Annotated in this window: 19 protein-coding genes and 2 pseudogenes; 9 read left to right on the forward strand and 12 right to left on the reverse strand. The window is 49.6% G+C overall.

Annotated elements, in window-relative coordinates; all coding sequences use genetic code 11:
- Window positions 1-180: 180 nt before the first annotated feature.
- Entirely contained in the window at window positions 181-2,781 is a 2,601-nt protein-coding gene (locus NYE74_RS04335; protein WP_316560511.1) for an S-layer homology domain-containing protein, read from the forward strand.
- A gap of 177 nt (window positions 2,782-2,958) precedes the next feature.
- Here the strand turns inward: NYE74_RS04335 and NYE74_RS04340 are convergent, their stop codons facing one another.
- The gene (locus tag NYE74_RS04340; protein WP_316560510.1) at window positions 2,959-3,384 is read right to left on the reverse strand and encodes a dihydrofolate reductase; all 426 of its coding nucleotides are present in this window, start codon (window positions 3,382-3,384) and stop codon (window positions 2,959-2,961) included.
- A gap of 126 nt (window positions 3,385-3,510) precedes the next feature.
- On the opposite strand from NYE74_RS04340, the gene NYE74_RS04345 reads away from it, so the two are divergent.
- A complete protein-coding gene (locus tag NYE74_RS04345) occupies window positions 3,511-3,876 on the forward strand; it encodes a winged helix-turn-helix transcriptional regulator (protein ID WP_036618490.1) in 366 nt (121 codons plus the stop codon).
- A 69-nt stretch (window positions 3,877-3,945) separates the two neighbouring features.
- On the opposite strand, the gene NYE74_RS04350 is transcribed toward NYE74_RS04345, so the two are convergent.
- The gene (locus NYE74_RS04350; protein ID WP_036618495.1) at window positions 3,946-4,641 is read right to left on the reverse strand and encodes an MIP/aquaporin family protein; all 696 of its coding nucleotides are present in this window, start codon (window positions 4,639-4,641) and stop codon (window positions 3,946-3,948) included.
- Window positions 4,642-4,775: 134 nt separating this feature from the next.
- Window positions 4,776-5,372: an NAD(P)H oxidoreductase gene (locus tag NYE74_RS04355; RefSeq protein ID WP_341004590.1), complete on the reverse strand. Its 597-nt coding sequence runs from the start codon at window positions 5,370-5,372 to the stop codon at window positions 4,776-4,778.
- Window positions 5,373-5,543: 171 nt separating this feature from the next.
- On the opposite strand from NYE74_RS04355, the gene NYE74_RS04360 reads away from it, so the two are divergent.
- Window positions 5,544-5,900 (forward strand): winged helix-turn-helix transcriptional regulator, encoded by a 357-nt coding sequence (locus tag NYE74_RS04360; RefSeq protein WP_036618506.1) that lies wholly within the window; start codon window positions 5,544-5,546, stop codon window positions 5,898-5,900.
- 103 nt (window positions 5,901-6,003) lie between these two features.
- A complete protein-coding gene (locus NYE74_RS04365; protein ID WP_227872797.1) occupies window positions 6,004-6,897 on the forward strand; it encodes a polysaccharide deacetylase family protein in 894 nt (297 codons plus the stop codon).
- A gap of 74 nt (window positions 6,898-6,971) precedes the next feature.
- Here NYE74_RS04365 and NYE74_RS04370 read toward each other — a convergent pair.
- Window positions 6,972-7,472: pseudogene (locus NYE74_RS04370) on the reverse strand (kanamycin nucleotidyltransferase C-terminal domain-containing protein); the annotation flags it as partial.
- Window positions 7,473-7,835: 363 nt separating this feature from the next.
- On the opposite strand from NYE74_RS04370, the pseudogene NYE74_RS04375 reads away from it, so the two are divergent.
- A pseudogene (locus NYE74_RS04375) lies at window positions 7,836-9,714 on the forward strand (TerD family protein).
- Between the two features lie 723 nt (window positions 9,715-10,437).
- Here NYE74_RS04375 and NYE74_RS04380 read toward each other — a convergent pair.
- Genes NYE74_RS04380 through NYE74_RS04390 form a run of 3 tightly spaced genes read right to left on the reverse strand, consistent with a single transcriptional unit; the run spans window position 10,438 to window position 12,040 of the window.
- Window positions 10,438-11,301: a DUF817 domain-containing protein gene (locus tag NYE74_RS04380; protein ID WP_051985170.1), complete on the reverse strand. Its 864-nt coding sequence runs from the start codon at window positions 11,299-11,301 to the stop codon at window positions 10,438-10,440.
- Window positions 11,302-11,316: 15 nt separating this feature from the next.
- Entirely contained in the window at window positions 11,317-11,547 is a 231-nt protein-coding gene (locus NYE74_RS04385) for a helix-turn-helix domain-containing protein (RefSeq protein ID WP_036627271.1), read from the reverse strand.
- A 10-nt stretch (window positions 11,548-11,557) separates the two neighbouring features.
- Window positions 11,558-12,040: a DUF2975 domain-containing protein gene (locus NYE74_RS04390; protein WP_036618509.1), complete on the reverse strand. Its 483-nt coding sequence runs from the start codon at window positions 12,038-12,040 to the stop codon at window positions 11,558-11,560.
- A gap of 305 nt (window positions 12,041-12,345) precedes the next feature.
- On the opposite strand from NYE74_RS04390, the gene NYE74_RS04395 reads away from it, so the two are divergent.
- Complete coding sequence (locus NYE74_RS04395; RefSeq protein ID WP_051985171.1) at window positions 12,346-12,876, forward strand: C40 family peptidase; 531 nt, start codon at window positions 12,346-12,348, stop codon at window positions 12,874-12,876.
- Between the two features lie 303 nt (window positions 12,877-13,179).
- Here NYE74_RS04395 and NYE74_RS04400 read toward each other — a convergent pair whose 3' ends face one another.
- The gene (locus tag NYE74_RS04400; RefSeq protein WP_036618511.1) at window positions 13,180-13,890 is read right to left on the reverse strand and encodes an alpha/beta fold hydrolase; all 711 of its coding nucleotides are present in this window, start codon (window positions 13,888-13,890) and stop codon (window positions 13,180-13,182) included.
- Window positions 13,891-13,997: 107 nt separating this feature from the next.
- On the opposite strand from NYE74_RS04400, the gene NYE74_RS04405 reads away from it, so the two are divergent.
- Window positions 13,998-14,954, forward strand: a complete 957-nt coding sequence (locus NYE74_RS04405; protein WP_036618512.1) for a helix-turn-helix transcriptional regulator — start codon at window positions 13,998-14,000, stop codon at window positions 14,952-14,954.
- A gap of 412 nt (window positions 14,955-15,366) precedes the next feature.
- Here NYE74_RS04405 and NYE74_RS04410 read toward each other — a convergent pair whose 3' ends face one another.
- The 4 genes from NYE74_RS04410 to NYE74_RS04425 form a co-directional block, all read right to left on the reverse strand.
- Window positions 15,367-16,176: a hypothetical protein gene (locus NYE74_RS04410; protein ID WP_124332313.1), complete on the reverse strand. Its 810-nt coding sequence runs from the start codon at window positions 16,174-16,176 to the stop codon at window positions 15,367-15,369.
- Between the two features lie 291 nt (window positions 16,177-16,467).
- Complete coding sequence (locus NYE74_RS04415) at window positions 16,468-17,478, reverse strand: hypothetical protein (RefSeq protein ID WP_036618517.1); 1,011 nt, start codon at window positions 17,476-17,478, stop codon at window positions 16,468-16,470.
- A gap of 12 nt (window positions 17,479-17,490) precedes the next feature.
- On the reverse strand, window positions 17,491-18,615 hold the full coding sequence (locus NYE74_RS04420; protein ID WP_036618524.1) for a DUF4179 domain-containing protein: 1,125 nt from the start codon (window positions 18,613-18,615) through the stop codon (window positions 17,491-17,493).
- Window positions 18,605-19,183 (reverse strand): sigma-70 family RNA polymerase sigma factor, encoded by a 579-nt coding sequence (locus tag NYE74_RS04425; protein WP_036618527.1) that lies wholly within the window; start codon window positions 19,181-19,183, stop codon window positions 18,605-18,607. Before NYE74_RS04425 ends, NYE74_RS04420 begins: the two co-directional genes overlap by 11 nt.
- Window positions 19,184-19,863: 680 nt before the next feature.
- Between NYE74_RS04425 and NYE74_RS04430 the strand changes: the two genes are divergently transcribed.
- Together NYE74_RS04430 and NYE74_RS04435 are read left to right on the forward strand one after the other, a co-directional pair.
- Window positions 19,864-20,970 (forward strand): hypothetical protein, encoded by a 1,107-nt coding sequence (locus NYE74_RS04430; protein ID WP_063836289.1) that lies wholly within the window; start codon window positions 19,864-19,866, stop codon window positions 20,968-20,970.
- Window positions 20,971-20,990: 20 nt separating this feature from the next.
- Window positions 20,991-21,866: a GGDEF domain-containing protein gene (locus tag NYE74_RS04435; RefSeq protein WP_036627275.1), complete on the forward strand. Its 876-nt coding sequence runs from the start codon at window positions 20,991-20,993 to the stop codon at window positions 21,864-21,866.
- The last annotated feature ends 27 nt before the right edge of the window (window positions 21,867-21,893 follow it).

Raw genomic sequence — 21,893 nt, forward strand, 5'->3', positions numbered from 1 at the left:
ACCATACTATGACAAATTAATTCACGGTTTATGTTAAGCGAATGTTAAATCGCCGAAATCGGCCGAAATGATCCCAAATTGATAGAATGGAGAAATTGTCTTATTGAAGGATGGCATGGCCGGATGCTACATTAGCACCGGTTCGAATCGAAAAAAATATGATGGGAGAGCAGATAAGTTATGAAAACAAAGCTCACAACCAAGTTGTTGTCAACTGCTGTAGGGCTGGCGGTCATTTCCAATTCTTTGATGATTGGGAATCCGGCAGTGGCCGCATCCGCCGCGTCCTCCACCCGGCTGCCGGCAGCGCCGGCATGGGGGCACTTTGTGGATAGCTACAAAAACAACACTTCCGTGAATGATGCGGTCTATTCCAACCCGGCGATCGGAATACTCTCCGGATACCTGAACCTCTGGAAGCCCGGATCTTCCTGGGATAACGGAACCAAGCTGAATAGCGAGGTGCTGGACTACAACATTCAATACGTGGCCGATATTGCGGCTGCCCGTACGCCTGAAGAGGAACAAGCGGCCTATTACGATGACCGGAGGAACCAAACCTATGGGGCCGCCGATGGGCTGGGTTCTCTGTCCGAAGTGTACCGCTCCATGTCGGGAACGTACACCACGATTACCGATATCCCGGACGATGCGACTTCGGTAAAATATAACGACGGCAACGGTCAGAACAAAGGCGGCGATTCCAACTCCCAGTTGGGCAGCATGGTCGACTTGATCGGCAAGCTCCGGGGCAATTATGCTTCAACGACGCCGGCTAAAAATTATTTCAGCTACCCTCGCCCGTACCGTTGGACGGATCCTTCCATTATTGTGCCGGTCTTGCTTCCTGCCAGAAGCAGCACGCCCGAAACGGACGGCGGCTTCCCGAGCGGCCATACCAACGCATCGTATCTCGCCGCGTTGTCTCTGGCCTACGCTGTGCCTGAGCGGTTTCAGGAGCTGCTGACCCGGGCATCGGAGATGGGGAACAACCGGATTGTAGCCGGTATGCATTCCCCTTTGGATGTGATGGGCGGGCGCGTTATGGCAACGGCTTTGGCGGCGGCTACTCTCAATGACCCGGAGAATGCCGCGCTTAAACAGGCCGCTTATGGTCAGGCCCATGACATTTTGCTGAAGCAGAGCGGTACGGCCGAAGACCGGTTCAGCGATTATGAGAAGAATAAAGCGGAATTTACCAAGCGGTTGACCTATGGATTCTCGCCGATCGGTTCCACGACGGAGCCTATGGTTGTTCCTAAAGGCGCCGAGGTATTGCTGGAAACCCGGCTTCCGTATTTGAGCGATGAGCAGCGCCGTGAGGTTCTGGCTACGACTGGCCTTCCGTCCGGCTATCCGCTGCTGGACGATCCGGAAGGTTGGGGACGTTTGAATCTGTTTGCCGCTGCAGACGGATACGGCGCTTTTGACAGCGATGTAACAGTGGCGATGGATGCCGGCAAGAGCGGCTTCCATGCATTGGACCAGTGGCGGAACGACATTTCCGGTACGGGCAAGCTGACAAAGGAAGGAACCGGTACCTTAAAGCTGCTGGGCAATAACACGTATTCCGGCGGCACACGGATCAACGCCGGCACGCTTGAAGGCGGTTCGGCAACGGCTTTCGGCAGCGGGGATGTGGTGAATGCCGGCGGCTCCGTTGTGGAGAGCGTATATGGAAAAATGACCATTAACGGAAACTTTGCGCAATCTGCGGGCGGCATCCTTGAGCTTAATCTTACCGGCGCGGGTGACGTGCTTGAAATCAAAGGCAAGGTGCAAACAGGCGGGAAACTGCGCGTAAAATTCGCCAATAACTATGTGCCTGGTTCCGGAACCATCACTCTTGTAGCCCATGACGCCGGTCAGCGGAGCGGAGAGTTCGGCCAGGTTGAGATCGGCGGGTTGCCGAGCAAGTATACGGCTCAAGTGGTCTATCAAAACGATCGCATCGCCTTGTCTATTAAGAATAAGTCGAACGGCGGCAATTCAAATTCCGGCGGGAATAACTCTTCGGGCGGCGGGGGAGTCAGCGGCAGTACGGATTCTCCGGCCAAACCGGAACAGCCAGTGCCGGGCACGCAAAAGCCGGATGCTAAGCCGGGACAGCCAGCCGCAGCAGAGCCGGCTACCGCAGTGAGCCCGTTCAAAGCGGACGCGGTTAGCCGGGAAGCGGTTCTGAAGGCGGTCGGCGATGCGGTTGCCGCAACGAAAAACGAGAACAAGACGTTCAGCGATACGAGTCATCATTGGGGTGAAAACTCCATTGCAAAAGCCGTGAAGCTGCGGATTGTCGATGGATATAAGGACGGTACATTCCGTCCTGACGGATCAGTAACAAGAGCGGAATTTACCGCCATGATCGTCAGTGCTTTCGGGCTGACCCCAAGTGCAGCTGCGGCGGTATTCAAGGATACGGGCTCGCATTGGGCTGCCGGTTACATCGGCGCATTGGCGGAGAAGGGGATCGTGAACGGTTATGCGGACGGCAGCTTTAAGCCGAATGCAACCATTACCCGTGCCGAGATGGTGACGATGATTTCGCGTGTTATGAATCTTAGCGTGCTTTCCACAGGCGCGCGGGCCAGCTATAGCGATGTAAGCAGCGGACACTGGGCGGCGGATGCGATTGAACAGGCCTCGTCGGCCAAGCTGATTCAAGGGATATCCGCCTCTTCATTCGCACCTGACAGAAAGGCCGCCCGCGCCGAAGCCGTGACGCTCATTCTCCGCGCTTTGGAGAGCGACAGCAAAATCAAAGCGATGATCGAAGGCTTGTAATCGCGAAGAGACGGATTAAACACAAATTAAACACAAAAAACGCGAGACTTTGATCATTGGTTAACCTCTGACCCTTCTGCGTCCGTGCAGAAGGGTTTTTTGCTTGCAGGCTGCATAGAAACTCGAGGTTATATGGATTGTTAACGCTGACGTATCACCGGGAGAGCAAATTAATGGTTACCGATTAATTGCATACCGCAGTTGAACCACGCCGCCGCCGAGGGGCTTGCAGTCCAGCAATTCCACATGTTTGCAGCGGTAGTGGTCTTTGTCGATTAAAAGATTCAATCCTTTACCCTCCAACACAGGCGCCACATTGAAAATCACTTCGTCTACCAGTTCTTGGCCGAGAAACGAATTGTGGATATTCGCACTATTAGGGATGCTGTTGGAAATGACAACGATATCGAGATCGGCAAAGGGACCTCCGCCACCACCGTTTCCGGCGATGCTTTCGAAAGTGCGGCGTCCAACGATGAAATTTCCCGCAGCTTTGGCTTGTGCCGCGAAGTCGGCCAGCGCTTCTTTTGTCGGCGGGTTTTCGGGACCTGATTGCGCATAATTGCCGTTGGCGGCTAACGTTGCCCATAAAATAGTTTTCATAGTAATATTCCTCCTTAGGATTTGTTCCTGCCTTCGATTCACATCGTAATTGATCTATGGTACATTTGAAAAGTAGTTACATTTAAGTGCAATAGTTTCAAAAAATGAACTATGGAGTGATAATTCATGATGGATCAATCCTGTCCCGGCACTGTTGAACCTATCTTGGAGATTTTGGATAGCAAATGGATGCTTCTTCTTTTGTTCGAACTATTTAACGGGACCCGCCGGTTTGGGGAATTACGCCGCAAGCTGCAGCCGATTAGTCCGAAAACGTTGACAGATCGCTTGCGGCTGTTAGAGGAGAAGGGGATCGTCACGCGGACGATTTTCCCCGGTGTGCCGCTGCATGTCGAATACGAACTCACCTCGGCCGGGCAAGGTCTGCAGCCGATTTTTGCAGCTATGTGGACGTGGACTCAAGAGTATGGCGGATATCTAAAGAAAGGGGCGAACGAGATGAATGAAGAAGGAGAAAAGGCTAGCTGGTAAATCAAAAAAGGAGGGCAACTCCTAAGTCATCTTCAGTGACTTTGGGGCAGCCCCTCAAGTTAGCCATTTTTACGCTTGCTTCCCCCTGCGGCTGCTGTTCAACCACTGATATACGGCAACGGCCAGTACCGAGCCGGCAAGCGGTGCGATAAGAAACACCCAAACTTGGGATAAAGCCGTTCCGCCAACCAGCAGCGCCGGCGCGAGGCTTCTTGCAGGATTGACGGACGTTCCCGTTAAGGCGATGCCTAAAATATGTACGAAAGCAAGCGTGAGTCCGACGACCAGGCCGGTTACGTTCACGTTGCTCTCAGTGGAGGTCACGCCCAGAATGGTATAGATAAAAACGAAGGTTAACACGATTTCGACAATGACCGCCATCAGGGCTGAAATTCCGATCCCATAGCCGGGGCCGAAGCCATTTTGACCAAGCCCTGTTGTTGGCATGCCCGCGGAGACGAGGATGGCGTACAGAATGGCAGATCCTGCAATAGCACCGGCGATTTGCGCCACAACGTATCCGATGAAATCGGTACCGGTTAGCTTACGTTTAAGAAGCATGGCGAGAGAAACCGCCGGATTAATATGACATCCCGAAATCGGACCGATAACGTAGGCCATCGCCACAATTGACAGCCCGAATGCCAAGGCGATTCCCAAATTTCCGAGTTCTCCTCCCGCCGTAGCGGCACTGCCGCAGCCGAACAGAACAAGCACTAATGTTCCAATGAATTCGGCCGCATACTTTTTGAATGAAGCGTTCATAACTACCTCCTAAAAATTTAAGTGAATCCCATTGTAAATCAGGCAGATTGACAAAAACTGAACATACAGTGGGATTGAGTGGGATTGGCGCTTCAGGAGGTTTACAGAGCGTGGTTACGAACTTGATCTTACTGTTAGGATGGACGTACGTCCTTTGAATCGTTGTCATAATATAGCCCTAGATGATAAGCTCGCATCAGGAGATTTTCGAAAATTTCCGGCCTTGAATCCAGGGTGTCATAAAGGATCTCAACCTTGCTGTTAGAAATTCCGCAGTATTCGGCAATTGCGGTGTTTAGAAGCTGAGAGAGCATTTTATCGTACTTTCTCTTCTCAAAGTCTTCTTGCGGAGCTCCTCCCAGGCCGAGCCATAGCACTCGTTTATGATGCAATTTATTGGAGCCGTAAGCAAAACCATCGTTCCATACCCGGTCGATGTATCCTTTCAGCATAGCGGGCAGATTGTACCACCATATCGGGAAAATAAAGGCGAGCGCGTCGTGATTTTTCATTCGTTCCATCTCGGCTTCCACCTCTGGTGAATAGATCTTGCGATTCGATGACCAATCCGGTTCGTCCGCTTCCCACATAACAGGATTGAAGCCGCTGCGGTGCAGATCCAGCAGTTCTGTCTCATGTCCCGCATCAGTAAGCCCCTGTACGAATCTGTCCGCAACGGCAAAGGTTAGGGAATTCACTCTTGGGTGCGACACAACGGTCAAAATTTTCATAAACGTCACCTTCCAGATCTAAAATTTTTACTTCGAATAAGCTACGATAAAATTATCTAATAAGCAGTAAGAAATAGGAAGTACTTACTTTAATGTGATATAATCACTCGAAAGTGATATAGTCACTTATAAGTAACTGTTTACCCTGATTGGCGAGAGGATGGTTATCCTATGGAAAAGCAGACAACAAGGACGTATAACATCCCTGCGGAAGCGACGCTGGAGGTCATAGGCGGGAAGTGGAAGTTATTGATTTTATGCCATTTGAACTGCGGACCCGGTCCCATGAGAACGAGCGAATTAAAAAAGGCGATTCCCGAGATTACGCAAAAAATGTTAATTCAGCAGCTTCGGGAGTTGGAGGAAGACGGCATCATCACGAGAACGGTATATAATCAGGTGCCGCCGAAGGTGGTCTATGGAATGAGCGAACTTGGATTGTCGCTGAAATCCATATTGGACCAACTGGACGAGTGGGGCGAGCAATATATCCATCAGCGGGAATGGAAATCCTCCTGCTCCGGATGACGGTAAAATACTCGCTTGCTCCTTCAATTCGCATAAATCATCGCCTTCTATGGAATGCTATGGCACAAAATGCTATCGCTTCATGCGGGAGGTTATATGAAACGTGAAACCGTTAAGAATGTTGGCTGCTTGTCTGCTTGTAGTGACCCTGTGCCAAGGATGTGCACAGAACCAGGAAAAAGGCAACAATCGTCCCGAGGCTAAAACCCAAAAGATATCACAGGCACGTTTGACGCAACAGAATCAACAGCCTAACCGCACGCCTGAACTCCAAGGCGGCCCGGAGGGCCGTGTCCGTATGCCTCACCCGATGTCGCTTGCCGATCTGCACGATAAGTATCCTACTTACTACGTGCTGAACGGGCCCCGGAGTAAACGGCAGGTTGCGCTTACATTCGATGATGCGCCGGATGCCGTATTCACGCCGCAAGTGTTGGATGCGCTAAAGCAGGCTGGGGTAAAGGCCACCTTTTTTGTCATCGGCAACCGAGTCGAGGCACATCCCGACATCATGGCCAGGATCGTTAGAGAAGGGCACGAGGTCGGAAACCATTCATACAGTCATCCGAATTTGCCGAAGCTTACCGATCCCGAGTTCCGGAGCGAGGTAACCCGGACGGACGAGATCATCCGCAATTACACTGGTTCCGTGCCTGCCCTATTTCGGCCGCCCTACGGCAATACGGATGAAAATCAGATTCTCTGGCTTGCGAGCAAAGATAAAAGGATTGTCGGATGGAACGTCGATTCACTTGACTGGAAAGGGCTTAATGCGGATCAGGTGAGTACCAATGTGCTTGGCCATATTCTGCCGGGCGCGATTATTCTGCAGCATGCCGCCGGTGGACAAGGCGAGGATTTGAGCGGTACTGTCGCTGCGATCCCCCGGATCGTAAAATCTCTGAAAAGCGATGGCGTTGAGTTCGTTACGGTTGAAGACCTGCTGAACCTGAACAAGAATGCGAAAGAAAATATTCGGGCCGGGTCAAAACAGTGATCCGGTCTAGAGTACGAAAAAATACCCCTATAGGAGTATTTGTGTCCTGCAGGGGCATACAGGCGAAAATTAATTGGCAAGTAGGTGCGTGGGCCGTTTAGACTGGCATTTCTGAGCTTGCCAACAAATTCGTACATTTCCCCGACAAGCACCTCGTTGATTGCACGCCTGAAGTCCTCCTTTGTTGGCGACTCGGCCGCTTCCTTTAATCTGAAGAAAAATGCTTCAGGATCATACAGGCTCAGCGGGGAAAAAAACGGCCCATGCGTCAACGGCCAATCCCCCTCAACTGTTGAAGCAGTTCTAAGCAGAACGTCCGCACTACAGACATCCACTTCCGCTTTCCAAGGCCCCGCCGACCATTCGTAGCTAAATTCCGCGGGTTCGCCTTCTCCCTTGAGAACACAAAACATCTCAATGTCCGAGAAGGGCCCGTCCGTACCTCTGGACACAGAGCCGTAGACGCCAATGGCCCGGATGTTCTCTCCGTACACCTCATGCAATCTCGCAGCAATTTCGCGGCAGGTTTCAAGCCGTTCGCCCCGAGTAATTTCCACAGGTCCGTTCATATGCATTAGCGAGCATCTCCTTCTAATTGATTGAGGTTAAGCAGTTGCTAACGCATGGTTGGGGGGGCACGGGCTTAACGGGGGACTTTTTTGGGGTGCATACGATTTTCCTCCTACAAGTTTCGTTATGGGAATAATACCCAATCCAATTGGTTTTGGCAAGGTGTGGAGCCGGAGCTAAGTCTGGTACAAGCCCGGTTTATAAGTCGTAATACTTTCACCCTGTTGGCATGCCGTGGATTTTGAGAAGATGAGTGCATCAAAGGTTCGGGTTACGGACTTTGAACCTTGACCTTCAGGCTACCCGCGGTCCTTCCTTCTACTTCATTTGGCGAAATTAGGGCCGCTGCTTTCCTGGACTCTTTGATCATGACAAACACCATCTATTTGCGAAGAGCAAACAAACTTATTGTGGAACAAGGACAAGGGGAGAAACGGCTCCCAAAGGCTTATTTGGCAACGGCCTTAAAAAATATCGAATCGCTTGGATTTACGTTTTCGCATCAGTTGATGCGCGCCGTGCACACTTTATCCAGAGAGCGATTCAAAGCGTTATATGATCAACTGGTGGTCGATTTGCGGGTCATGGTAGGGGCTCATGTGGAATACAAGCCGATGTATTCCGAATTTCCACTGCAGGTGATGCAGGAGGATGACGCCGAGCTTTATCTGAATGCCTTATACCATTACCTTACTTTAGAATTGCCTGAGCGTGAGCCGGCCGATAGAGCGCCTTTGCCGGATAGGATAGCCCTAAAAGTCATTGATCTCGGAAGCAAGGAAGAATTCCATACTCTGATTCGCCGGTTAATCGAAGCAAAGGGCTCCATCTCCGAGACGGACAAACAAGATATCGACACGGCGATCGAATACGCGGACCCGGATGAGCTGGATGCGATGCTGCCGCCCGAGATTCCGTTCAAGGAGAATGCCGGGTTCGTGGCTGCTTCCTTATTGAAGCATGACAAGGCGAACATGAGGCTGATCGGGAGGTATTTCAAAACGGCCTCCGATGTTCTCCGGCTGGCCGCGGCTTGGTCGGATGGCGATGTCAGTCTGACCGAGGCAACGCGCTTCCGTAAATTCAAGCGGCCCGAGCGGCGGCTGCTCCTTGGACTGCTGGAACAATGCGGACAGATAACGGAGGATATGCTTAAGTTTAAGGACCGCTGGATTCGTTTAGGCGAGATTCTGCACCCCTCCGAGTTTAAGCACCGGTTTGCCCGGTGTGAGGAAGCTTTTGATATTTTGCGCAATAACAAGCCTTTCACGACTTTTAACGGCAGCGTTGAGCTTGCGTTCCAATATCAAAATACGTGGACTCTCCTTGATTTATTGATGCAGCGTCCGGGCGAATTTGCCAGAAGATTGGATCACTTGCTGCGAACCGCCGAAGACCCGGAGTATGTAGTGCAAGCCTTTGGCGATATCGTAGATCAGGTATCGACACCCGTGCTGCTGCAAGTGAAAAATCATTTTGCCCGCCGAAACGAACTGCAGGATCTTCGCGTCTTTTTCCCAAAAGGAAACGTGGCGAAAGCCCTCGCGATTTCAAATACGCTCCCGGAGATCGATGAGGCATTATGCCGGGATATCGTGCAATGGTGCAAGCAGGCGCTGGTTCAGCGGTTCTCCGCGCTTCCTTCCGCTGGGGAAGGTATATGTCGATCAACGCTTAGCGGACTATCTTGTACCGTTCTCCCAGAGATCGGCGAGCAAGGCCCTGCGTACGATTGTAAGGGGAAGCCGCGTACCGATGGAAGAGGGAGATGCGATTCGTTTTTTCAGTTGGTGGAAAGAGGGGATCGTTGACGGCAAGCCTACCGGCCGCGTAGATATTGACTTGTCCGCCGTCATGTATGACCGCAACTGGCAGTATGTGGAGCATATTTCTTATACCCATCTGCGCTCCTCCAAATACCGGGCCGTTCACAGCGGAGATATCGTATCGGCCCCTCAGGGCGCATGCGAGTTCATCGACCTGCACATTCCCTCCATCGTCGATTATGGCGGCCGTTATATTGTGGCTACCCTGCATTCGTTTACGAGTCAGCCTTATTGCGATTTGCCGGAATGCTTTGTGGGCTGGATGATGCGCAAAAAACCGGGTTCCGGCGAGATTTTCGAGCCTTCGACAGTGGTGAACAAAATCGACGTCGCCGCCGATACGCAGATTGCCATTCCCGTCATCCTGGATTTAGTAGAGCGGACGGTGATCTGGACGGATTTATCGTTAACCAGATATTGATCACGGTTATGCCTGGAGGAACATATTCGCGACGAAGATTTGATTTTATTTTATTGGAACCTGTAAAGGCTGTTTTTCGGCTTTAAAGTAAGTGTTGCTTGTTCTATCCAGCATATTAAATTCGAGAAGGATGGCCCCGGCCCAATGTAATCGCCTTTAAGTAAGCATACGTGAAATCGTATCTACATAAGGCGATAGTTGGTCGAAAATATATTCCTGCCCGTAACATCAAGAATAGCGATCAAAGTGACGAATTTTCACAGGACGATGAGGCGTTTTTTCTAGCAATTTCCGCCTATACCCCTAGTAGACGATTCTGGAAATAACGTTAGCATGATGGCAAGTGAAGACTTGAAAAAACGGCAAAATTAGTCTATTGAAATCCCGGGTGACAACATAAAGGAAAAAAAGGGCGCTATTTCAGCCGATGTCCCTCATGTTGCGTGAAATAGAGGAATTTTATAGCTCTATTTTCACAATTTAGTGGCGAAAGACCGCCTTTCGACCTGTTCATCGAAAAATAAGACCCAATAATTCCCCTATTGTGCGGAATAGGCTCAGATTCGGAAAATAAGACCCCAAAGTCCCTCTATTTTATGGGGACGATGCTGAGCAGGAGCCGCTGAACTTCCTTTTGCATTGCGGTTTCAAGCATCGGTTCAAACTGCCTGTCTCCAGGAGTCATGTATTGCCGAAACTGGATAAGAAAATCGAAAATGGTGCCTAATCTAATTGTCTACCGCTTCGTCGGGCCTCTAAAGGCAAATGGCTTCCGCTTTGAATGGAGTCGCGGCTATCTTGGCCAATCGCGGGCCGCTGCTCCTTGACTTGCTTCAATGCGGCGACAATCAGAAAGCTGATGATGACGAGCAGAAGCCAGGAACTGATCTTGCCGACATGGACAAGATGCCAGGCGTCGGATTGATTCGGGTATTTCCACGCGCTAAAGAAGGTGGCGACATTCTCCGCAATCCAAATAAAGAAGCCGATCAGCACGAAGGCGAGGGCTAGCGGCATCCGGTAGCGATGGCGCCCAACCTCATAGGTCACCCAGGTTCGCCAAAATACGATCAGCACCAACGCGGACAACCACCAGCGAACGTCGATCCAATAATGGTGGGTGAAGAAATTCAGATAGATGGAAGCGGCGAGCGGGATGACCAGCCAGAGCGGCGGAAAGCGAACCAGTTCAACCTTCAGACGCCGCCAGGCCTGACACAAGTAGCTGGCCACGCTGGCATACATAAATCCGCTGTAGAGGGGGACCCCGTTCACCTTCGTCCAGCCTTCTTCCGGGTAAGACCAGGACCCCATGTGAACCTTGAACATTTCCAGAGCCAAACCGATCAGGTGGAAGACGGTGATCACCTTCAGTTCGTCGCGGGTTTCAAGTCCGGCACGCAGCATCCATACTTGCATGGTTAGGCAGATGATCAGCAGCCAATCGTAACGGTGCAGCCAGGGAAGAGGGATGAACTGGGTCAGAGCCAGCGAAGCAAAGATGGCCACGGGAAATACGCAGGACAAAGCTTGCTGCCAGCCGAAGCGAACCAACTGCTGCAGGGCATGCCATAAGCGGTTTTTCATAAGTGTCTCCCCCATCTATCCATTTGATCCTTGAGTCTCTTCATCATTTCTGTATTCCAAAATATCTCCAGGCTGACAATCCAAAGCCTTGCAAATCGCCTCTAACGTGGAAAATCGAATCGCTTTGGCTTTCCCATTTTTCAATACGGAAAGATTCGCCATCGTGATGCCGACCTTCTCCGAAAGTTCCGTGACGCTCATTTTCCTTTTCGCCAGCATCACGTCAATATTGATGATCACGGCCACGTTATTCACCTCAGATCGTTAAGTCGTTCTCCGATTTTATGTCGATGGCATTTCTTAATAGCTTTTGAAGCACAGCCGCAAAGACGGCGATCACGATGGACGCAAAAGCAATGACCAATCCGAGCGCGGCGAGCCCCGGGGCGTCGTCTTTCTCCGCGATGATATAAAGAACCGGCAGAATTGCCGCATACAAGATGCTGATGGCGATTGCACAATTTTTAATATTTTTTAAAGCCGTCACCGACGATTCCGAGAAAGCGGTGTTCTTGTCGATATAACTTAAAAGCTTCAACGTCTGATGCAGCGCAAAGAAAAACGGAATCGCCGCTCCATACATACCAATTAGAATAGGCAAGTAAATCATCGCGGGGTAATATTCGATCAATTCATTGACGATCCCGGGCACCCCAAACAGACACAAAGCCAATACCACAATGCCCATCAGGAAAACAACACCCTTTAAGAACAGCGTTGAACCTTGTTCACGTTTCATCAAAAACACCTCACGTAGTTAATGTCGACTTAAACTTAACATGTAATTTATCGTCTTACAATAAATTTTTATCAATTTATATGATATAAATATCGTTTGGCGTGGGCTGGACGACCGTCCCCTCTATATTGTCTTGGTGGTTATAGCTCTAAAGGGGATTGGATTAGTTGATTTTAATCTAAGTTTAATAACAAAACGCGATCATAGGCAGCCCAAGGGTTTGCTCCCCCCTTGGTAAGTGTTGGGTTCAAAAATATATGTTATGGTTTTCGTGGGGCCCCAATCCCACTCATAAGGAGGACATTATGAACTTCCATAACGAACTCAAGACAAGTCGGATTGGCAAAAAATTGTTGGGTGCCGGTCTTTGCCTTTCGATCATCTTTTCCGGGAGCGTGGCGTTTACGAGCCAACCTGCCCAAGCCGCGGCGGCTTCGTCCAACACATCCATTGCGGATCATATTGCCGCCACCGGCGAACAATTTATGGGCGTTCCTTATCGCTTCGGTGCCAAATCGGGAAGAACCGATGCGTTTGATTGTTCCTCTTTTGTTCAATATGTGTACAAGCAAAACGGCATCAATCTTCCGCGTTCGTCGCGACAACAGGCGACGGTAGGCACCCCGGTGTCCAAAGATCAATTGCAGCCGGGCGATTTGGTCTTCTCGGATACGAATCGGGACGGCGTTATTAATCACGTAAGTATTTACATCGGGAACGGCCAATTGCTGCACACGTATCGGGTTGGCATCGGCGTCACGATTTCCGACTTCGCGGGCAGCGCCTGGGATCGGACGTTTGTGACGGCTCGCCGTGTGCTTCCCGACAATGGATAAGAACACTAAGAAACCAAACAAAGCAAAACAGAGCAGAGCTTCTTGGACTCTGCTTTGTTTTGCTTGACAGAATAAATCATTTTATGCAATGTTACTGATGTCGAATAGACTAAAAGAACGCGAAAAGCGAGAAAAGGTGAACCCTCTGAAAGCGAACCGGATGGAAGCGTTTAGCGATGGCGTGCTGGCGATTATCATTACAATTATCTGGTTCTTGCCGGATAAGCGAATCGAACATGCCCTGAGAAGCCGCTAAGAAAAGCTCTTCGATTGTCGTGTGCAGGCAGGTTTGGCTATAGGAAATTATAGGAAATCTTCCAAGATCGCTCTTAACCCGTCCGGATCCTTTATCATGGGGAGATGTCCGGTTTCCAGGCTGCGAACCGATTGCGGGGAAAGGTTTGAGATCATTTGATCCTGCAAGGACGGACTGAGTTCTTTATCCTGGGTTAGCTTCACATATAGTTTTGGTACATCCGGAACGGACACGTGGATTCGATCAGTATATACGCGTACGGCCTCGGGGGTAAATCCTCGGGCGATTTCCGCGGCTTGATCCGGTGAGAGATCGTTGCATAACCCCGTACGGATGACGGACTCCGGCGGTTTCGTACCTATGGTTCGCAGGATCGCGGACATAATTATTTTTTGGGGAAATGGCATTACGGACAAAAATGAGCCGCCATTTTTGGGAATTACCGCCCCAACAGCGATAAAGCCCGCCAAACGATCGTTCAGTTCGGAAGCAAGTTTGAGAGCAAGAACTCCCCCAAGTGAATGCGCCACGATCACGAATTTGCGAACCCCCCATTCATCCACTTGTTTTTTCATATACGTCACATAATCTTCTATCGAAAGCCGGCGCCTTGAATCCACCGAACTATCCCGGGAAGGGTACTCGGCAAGTAAGTAAGGATGTTCCATCCCTTTCACAACTCTACTCCAAATTCGGCTGCCCAAGCCTGCTCCATGGACGAATACCACGCCGATCTTTTCCTGCGGATTGTTTTGCATTTTATTTATGCTCCCCTCGTAAGGTTGTCAGTTCGGATAACTTATGGGATGATAATATCATTTAAACAAGACAAGTTATGTCTTATTTACGGAATTGAGGGGAGCCATTGCCAAAGTCACAGCGTCTCATTCAATTGATTATGCGGATCAACGCCAAACGATCCTTTACCGTCAGGGAGCTGGCCGATGAATTTGGGCTGTCCACGCGAACGATTACGCGGGATTTGCAAGAACTCAGCGAACTCGGCATTCCCATTTATTCCGTTCAAGGAAGGGGAGGAGGGTACAAGCTTCTTCAAGAAAGACTTTTGCCGCCCATCAGCTTTACCGAAGGTGAAGCGCTCGCCATGTTTTTTGCCGGTCAAACTTTGGATTATTTCGGTTCCGTTCCTTTTGGCGAGGGGGCCGATTCTGCGCTCCATAAGTTCTATCATTACTTGCCTGCCGATATTAGAGAACAGATCGACCGGCTCAAGAACCGGATCATGTTCTGGAGCCCTTATCGCCCGATGTCTGCGGAGATTCTTCAAATTCTGCTGCAAGCCATTATGATTCGTAGTGTAGTTACCGTAAAATACAAATCCAGCGGCGGAGTATCAGAGCGGAATATTCAACCCATCGGCCTCTATGCCAGTTCCGGCTATTGGTATTGTCCCGCGTATTGTTTCCATAGAGAAGACATCAGGCAGTTCAGAGCCGACCGGATTCTCTCCGCTGCGTTGAACGAAACGATTCCTTGCCGAGAAGATATAAGCCCCATGACTTTATTGGATAAGCCCAATAAAGACCAGCTGGAACAGACGACCCTTCAACTGGAGATGACGAAAAAAGGAGTGTGGCTGCTGGAATCCAATCCCCGGTTTGCTCCTTTTATACAGCGGAACGAAGACGGCAGCGGAATGGCAACCGTTGAAATAGCGGCGGAGGACTTGAATTTTTACGTGGACTTGATCTGGCAGCTGGGGGGAGAAGTCAAACTCGCAGCGCCTGCGGAGGGAATTGCCTACATGAACCAAAAAATCGAATCCATGCGATTACTTTATCAAACGGGCCCACTCATCTAACCATTGGGCAGCCTTTAGCCGGTCCGACCAGGTTTTACTCATTTGTTGAATCGTACTTGTTTTAAACAGCGGACTCCGGACATAAGGTTTTAATGCGTAGTATCCACCGCTTGTTTTTATACGGATGACGGCTTGTTTTCGATAAACGGAAGGCAACCATTTATATTTTAAGGGAGTTAGACCAAAGCATCGTGTTATTCGTTCTATCCGTGATTTTCTATACGATCCGTTCATGAAACTCCCTCGATTCGTTAAAATAATGGTTTATTTATCGTACTCAATAAAAGGCGGATGGTATGGACTTTCGCCGTGCATTAGGCGGCATTTATGTACTATTTTCATAAAAAACAGCGCCAGACAGAAAAATAACTGTCCGGCGCATTAGCAAAGTAATTACTCTTTGCGTATACACTTACAATTCAGAATCTACACTTTGTAAATTACCAGTATTAAGCGTTGTTGTATCCGACTCTTGATCTCCCTCACTATTAGGCATTTGTGTTGGTTTTGATATTTCTAAGCTCATTGTCATTTTCATCCCATTAACATTGATAGTAATCATCAAAACCCTTGAACCATCTGCTTTAACTACTACTTTAGAATCAGTAGTTGACTCAGTTTTAGCTGCCTGCTGCTCACTGCCTTTATCTAAAATCTGAAATACTCCTTGCCAAAATTGTTCTTGTTCCAAATCTTTAGATTTTCCGCTTTTTAATATGTTTTTACAGGTATCCTCGTAGACTTCTCTATTATCCAATGACTTATTCCAACTACTTGCCTTTTTTTCATCAAAAGAAGTGAAAATCATATATCCATCAATAATCGTCAAAATACCATTTTCACAGCGAGTTGCGTTGCCCGAAGCTTCTAGTGCTGCCCGAAACTTAGCGTCCTCGTAACTTCCTGCAATTTGAGGGTACTTGAAGTATTCTTGGGTAATCTCTTCAAGCTTCTCTTCATTAACTGATACGCTTACATCAAACTCACTTTCTTCTCTATCTATTCCCAGATATCTGTTTGCAGCTTCCATCATATCATTCGTTTTATTGTACACACCGCTATTGTCCAACCCGTTTAATTTCTCTTCAGGTATGTATGTATCAAGCTTCGGGGCATTTTTCATTATAGTATCTAAATTGTCTTTAAAATTAGACATTTCCCTCTTTTTATATTTTCCCCCAATTGCATTACCTGCTGTATTACTAATACTATTGATATTCATAGTGCCTCCTCCTAAAGAAACAAAAATATTCACAAAGTAAAAAAGAGAATGGTGGAAATAATACTTTATAAAAATTACTTAAAAATTTCGAATAATGATACAATTTTTCCTTATTTTCCCTCTTTCCTTTCACACTAGCACTTAATCATACTTCTTGCAAGCACATATTTAACAATAGTTTAAAGCAAAAAAAACACGTCTCCGTTGTGATTCGTGCTTAGCACAACGGAGACGCGGTTCATTTCAACCTCTAAAATTCTCTCTTATGCGGATTAATCCTCTTTCGAGTGCTTACTCCGCCAACTCCAGATTATAGAACTGCCCTTTGGTATTGTACTGCCCTTTTATAGAAGGAGCGTTCTTTTTGCTGAAGACGGCGGTTCCCGGCTTTTCTTCATCCTTGATCGCGGTATAGCCGGTCAGGTCGATATTCAGGAAATGCTGGGCCGAAGGCTTCGCATTTTCGCTCAATTGCTTAACGGTATAGTTTTTCAGTTGGCTGTAGCCCTGCGTATATTCGGTTACCGAATCTTCAAGGGGGGAGATATACGCTTTGGAGATCCGGCCGGTCGCTTCTTTGACATTTATGAATATAGGCGATTTAGGATCTTGGCTGGCAAACATCAATTCATATGTTTTTTCCCCTTTTCCATCGATGGCGGCCGAAGCTTTCGTCAATTCGCCCTTTTCTACGTTTCCTAAACCTTCTTTGATTGCGTCCGCCGCTTGCATGACCGCTTCAGGGACATCCTCCGGATTGAGGGAGGTCATGATCCGCTCTATTTTTCCATCCAAAAGAGTCAGCAATTGATCATCGACTTGCGTAAACAATTCCAGCTTGCCTGCATGCATATATACGTCGGGATAACCGATCGTAAGGGTCACGGTCTCAGGAACCGAGGTTGAACCCGGAGCGGATTTTTGCAAGGCGTCCTTAATCTGCTGCTTGTATTCTTCCTTCAGATCGGACCATTTCTGATCCAGCATGATCCGGTCCACTTGACCGTTTACGCCGATGCTGACATAACTGTGGGCCGCTTCTTTGATTTGCAGATCCCACCCGGTGTTATTGTCTATGCTCCATTTCTCCGCTTCGTTGAAGGTGTAGGTTTTTCCCGAGACTTCCTGCAGTTTCTTTTGCGCCGCAGTAATAAGTTTGGCGTCTACTCCTTTTAAAGAAGCCTGTGTGCTCGTGCTGGCTTTCGTTGCAGCTGCGGCAGCATGACCCGCCAGAGGGGACGCTGTGCCTAACAGAACGCCTGCGACCGTCAATAGAGCGATTGCTTTTTGGTAGTTCTTCATCAAAATAACCTCCTAAAAAATGGGGATCGTCATTTCTAACTCTTTAATATATTCTCTGATCAACCGGCCCTGGCTGTCTATTTTTGCAACCCGGTTGGCGGGTGGGCCTTCGTATACATACAAAAAAGGTTTGATCACCACGTTCTTGACATCTGGAGGCAGCGGCTCGTAGAGGAGATCGAACTGTCTGCTGCCATCCGGTAATCTTTCGCTGGCAACATCGATCCATCCCGCAATGTTCCCTTGGTCGTCCGCCAAATCGAAGTATAGTACCCGCCCGTCCGCAGCCTTATATTCGGACAGCAAAGACATTCGGGTAGAAATGGGGGACAATTCCAGTTTCTGCAGTTTCCAGCTCAGATTCCCAAACGACTTGCCGGCATCCGGCGAAAGCAGGAGATTCCGGGTGTTTTTACGAATCGGGATATTAAACCTGAACGGTTCGCGAACGCCTGTCAAGGTGACTTCCAGAGATAAGTCGAACTGTTCGGGCAAAACGGCGCGGCGGGTTTGATCATCGGAAACCGCGATAATGGTGATGATGGCGGACGACGTATCCACCCCTGGGCCGATGTCCCAGGTAACAGCTTCGGCCCCGTCAATACGCGCCTTTAAGCGTTTAAAGTAGCCCTGACTCTTTGGAAGCTGCTTGAGGGCGCCATTCTCCAGGTAAGAGTAGAGTGCAGCCGGCTCCCCTGCTTTATCCAGTTGCAAGGCGATGCTCGCGCGCGTACCGTCATATACGACTTGCAGCGCTGTTAAAGTAAAATCATCATGTGAATCGCTGAAATGAACCTCATTCACCAAGCCCTGCTGTGCTGCGTTTTGTAACCCCATATCCCCGGCAAATTTAAAGATGTTTCGAACCCATGGGATGCGGCTGAGCGCCTCGGCCATTGCGGGGGATACGAATCCGGAGGCAAGCACGCCGGCTGTCAGAACAACGGCTGCCGCGCAGGCCATGACGGCCCTCCGGGCGAAATTCCGCCGGTCGGGAACGGTCCGTGAACGTTTGGACGAAGCCGCTTCGATATAGCGTTTGTTGGATTTCCATACGCGCTCGTAAAGGTCGTCCGGGCAGCTCATCTCCCCGGCGGCGCGCTGAATTCGCTCCCTAAGCTGATCTTCAATGGACAAAGCAATCACCGCCTTTATCTTCGCTGAGAAATAAGGAATATTTACGCAGTTCTTTAAGCGCCAGATGGTGCCGGGATTTCACGGTTCCCTCCGGAAGGTTAAGCAGCTGGGCGATTTCGGCGATACTGTACTCATGATAGTACCTGAGCACAATCACGATTCGTAACTTGTAAGACAGTCGTTGAAGGATTTTCCTCATTTCCTCGCCAGTTTCGTTCATCAAGGCGTAGCGGTCGGTCCCGGGAGCCTCCTCCTTGACTTCCAGCAAGGTGTGCCGTTCAAATAAACGGAACTTGCGCCACATTTTCCGCTTCCAATCCTGCACCTGCCGGACAACGATGCCGTGCAGCCAATATCTAAAAGGACGCTCGGGGTCGTAATTGGCTATGGAGGTCCACAATTGGATATACACTTCATTCATAATGTCTTCGATGTCCTGCCCGCGGGGGATCAGCAGCGCGACAATGCGGTACACATCCTGGACCGTGGCGTCGTACACATACCGGAACGCTTCCTCGTCACCCTCTCTTAATTTTTGCAGCCATGGTATAAGGTCTATGCCCTGCAAGTCCGTTCCTCCTTCAGTGTGACCTCACCCGTATATTCGCTCCGAGTTTAAAAAAGGTTCAGTAAAATTGAAAAAAATGGGGTTCAAAACCGAGATAGCGTTTGTGTCTTGGTATCCCTGCATGCTGCCTTGCATGATTATCTCTTTCGTTCAGGGGGGGCAGGGGGGAGGGGCTAGTGAACGGGATATTGCCGGCTGCAGCCTAATAGAAATGCTTGAACGGTGCAGACATTGCTGTAAACGGATTCAGGCTGCAGCAAGATCACGGTCTTTTCATTTTCTCCTGTGTCTTGCCCCATCCTTTCGTCAGGTCTGCTTCCCCTCTCCTAAACCTCCTTCTCACAAACCTTCTAATGATCTCGAACATGTCTGCTTCTCACAAACATATTTGCTTCTCCTAAATATATCTGATCCTCACAAACATATCTCCTTCTCCTGAATTTATCTTCTTCTCTGCTTCCTTATCAAATGGGATAATCGTGCAAAGCGTCAGGACAACGGATGTTGATCCAGCCGACAAAACCCACTGGCCTACCCTGTCCTCAAGCTTTCAACGCCTTTGCGGCATTTTCTTGCCACGATCGGTTGCCGGCTTGACGGTCAAGCAGCGATTAATCCCTTGTACAGTTTTTGTTCAGAAATAAATGATACAATGCGCGGGAGGGTGGGGGATCAGCAGAATGGAGGTCAACAGCTTGGAATGGAGAAACAGGCGTAGAACGTTGCGGGCGGCGATCGTTATCCTTTTGGTTGCATCCATGGGGATCGGGGGATGCCGTTCCCTTGCAGCAGGAAAAGAATCGACGAAACGGTTTGTTCAAATAAATCTGACCAACCCAAACGGCACACTGGCCACCTATTTGCAGGGGGCGGAACCGGTCAGTCCTGTATTGGCGGCAGGGCGGGAGGCGCTCTCCGAGTCGCTTGGGTTTTGGATGCAGGCGGCGTTGGAAAGCCGTGATCTTGCCGCATTTGAAAAAAGTTATGAAACGTTAACCCGCTATTTCATAGCGGATCGAAATTATATTGCGTGGAAGTTAAACCCCGAAGGCGGTACGGAAGTCAGCACGAACGCGCTTGGCGACGATTTGCGGATTATCGAGGCTCTGTTGAAGGGGGCTCGAACTTGGAAAGGCCACCCCGAGTGGAAGACGACGGCCAGGACTTTAACGGAGACGTTGTTAAGCCGGTCGCAAAAAAACGGGTTCCTGACGGATTTCTACGATTTCTCCAGGCAGGAAGCTCCCGATACTTTGTCTCTCGCCTATGTGGATCTGCCGGCACTGAAAGAGCTTGTGCAAGAAGGGATGCTGGACGAGGAAACGTACGGCCGGTATTATGGCCTGCTGCAGGATATGCCGGATGACGGCGTGTTTTACCCCAAGTCTTTTAACGTGGAAACCGGGGAGTATACGTATGAAACAACCGTCAATTTAATCGACCAGCTGCTGGTGGCGATTCATGCCCGGGAAACGGAAAGGAATCAAGATCCGCTGCTTCAATTCCTGAAACGAAAATTCAAGCAAACGGGGAAACTGTCCGGACAGTACGTGCGCGCCGACCGAACGGCCGCGGTAAATTATGAGTCCCCTTCGGTCTACGGTCTCGCCATTAAGTTTGCACTCGACAGAGGGGACAGGCCTTTTGCGAAAGCCTTGTATAAGCACATGCTGACCCTCAAAGGGCGCGATGCAAAGTATCCCGGCGGGTACGTATTTGCAGGCAATACCCATATTTTTGATAACCTGCTTCCATTGTTAGGGGAATATGCTTTAGAAAACAAATGAGAAACATCAATGAGGTAAACATGAGGAATAAAAGATTGGTCCAGCGCATGGTCTGGGGGTACGCGCTGCTGATCGGGTTGGCGATCTTGCAGGAACTGCTGGTGTATATTCATGTCTTTAGAGAACAATCGTTAGCCATCGTCGATCTGGGGTTCAGTATCGGCTGCCTGGCCGCGCTGCTGCTGGGCTTTCTGGCTCCGGCCGGGGCCTCGGCCGTTTTTATTTTTGTTTATATGGTTGCGTATTTCGTATGGTTTTCGGCTTATGCCGAAGCGGGAGTGCTGTCGTTTTCCTGGTGGTGGCTGCTTCCGGCCAATGCGGCCGCAGCCGCGTTTATCAAGGCCGGGTTGATCCGCAATAAGCGGCTCATGGAGCGGCTTGAGGAACTGCAGCGCAGAAATCCGGAAGTGGATCCGGATACCTCTCTCGGCAATAAGGAGGCCTTTGCGGAAACGCTGGTGAAGCAGTCCAACCTCGCTCATCGTTATTCGGACGTATACAACTTTTGCCTGGCCATGTTTAAAATTGATTTTCTGCCGATGGTGCAGGAATCCCTCGGTTCGCAAGGGTATGCCCGGCTGCTCGCTTCTTTGTCGGAAGCCATCCAGCAACAAATCCGTTACGAGGATTACAAGTTTGCGTTAGACCGGGGAAGGTTTATCGTTCTGCTCCCGATGACAAACCAGGCGTATTTAAAGGCGCTGACGGAACGGATGAAAAGTACGCTGACGGACATTCCGCTTGAGGACCGGAAAGGCCGCAAGCTGAATCTGGTAATCCGGGCCGGGGCGCTGGTTTTTAACAAGGAGCAGTTCAGCAAGTATGAAAATGCGGACGCGGTCATTGCCGCGCTCGAACGCAATACCGAAACGGATTTGATCGGGGAATACATTTGAACCCATAGCGAGTTCGTTTTGGATGAT

Source organism: Paenibacillus sp. FSL P4-0127, from assembly GCF_038007325.1.
GTDB lineage: Bacteria > Bacillota > Bacilli > Paenibacillales > Paenibacillaceae > Fontibacillus > Fontibacillus macerans.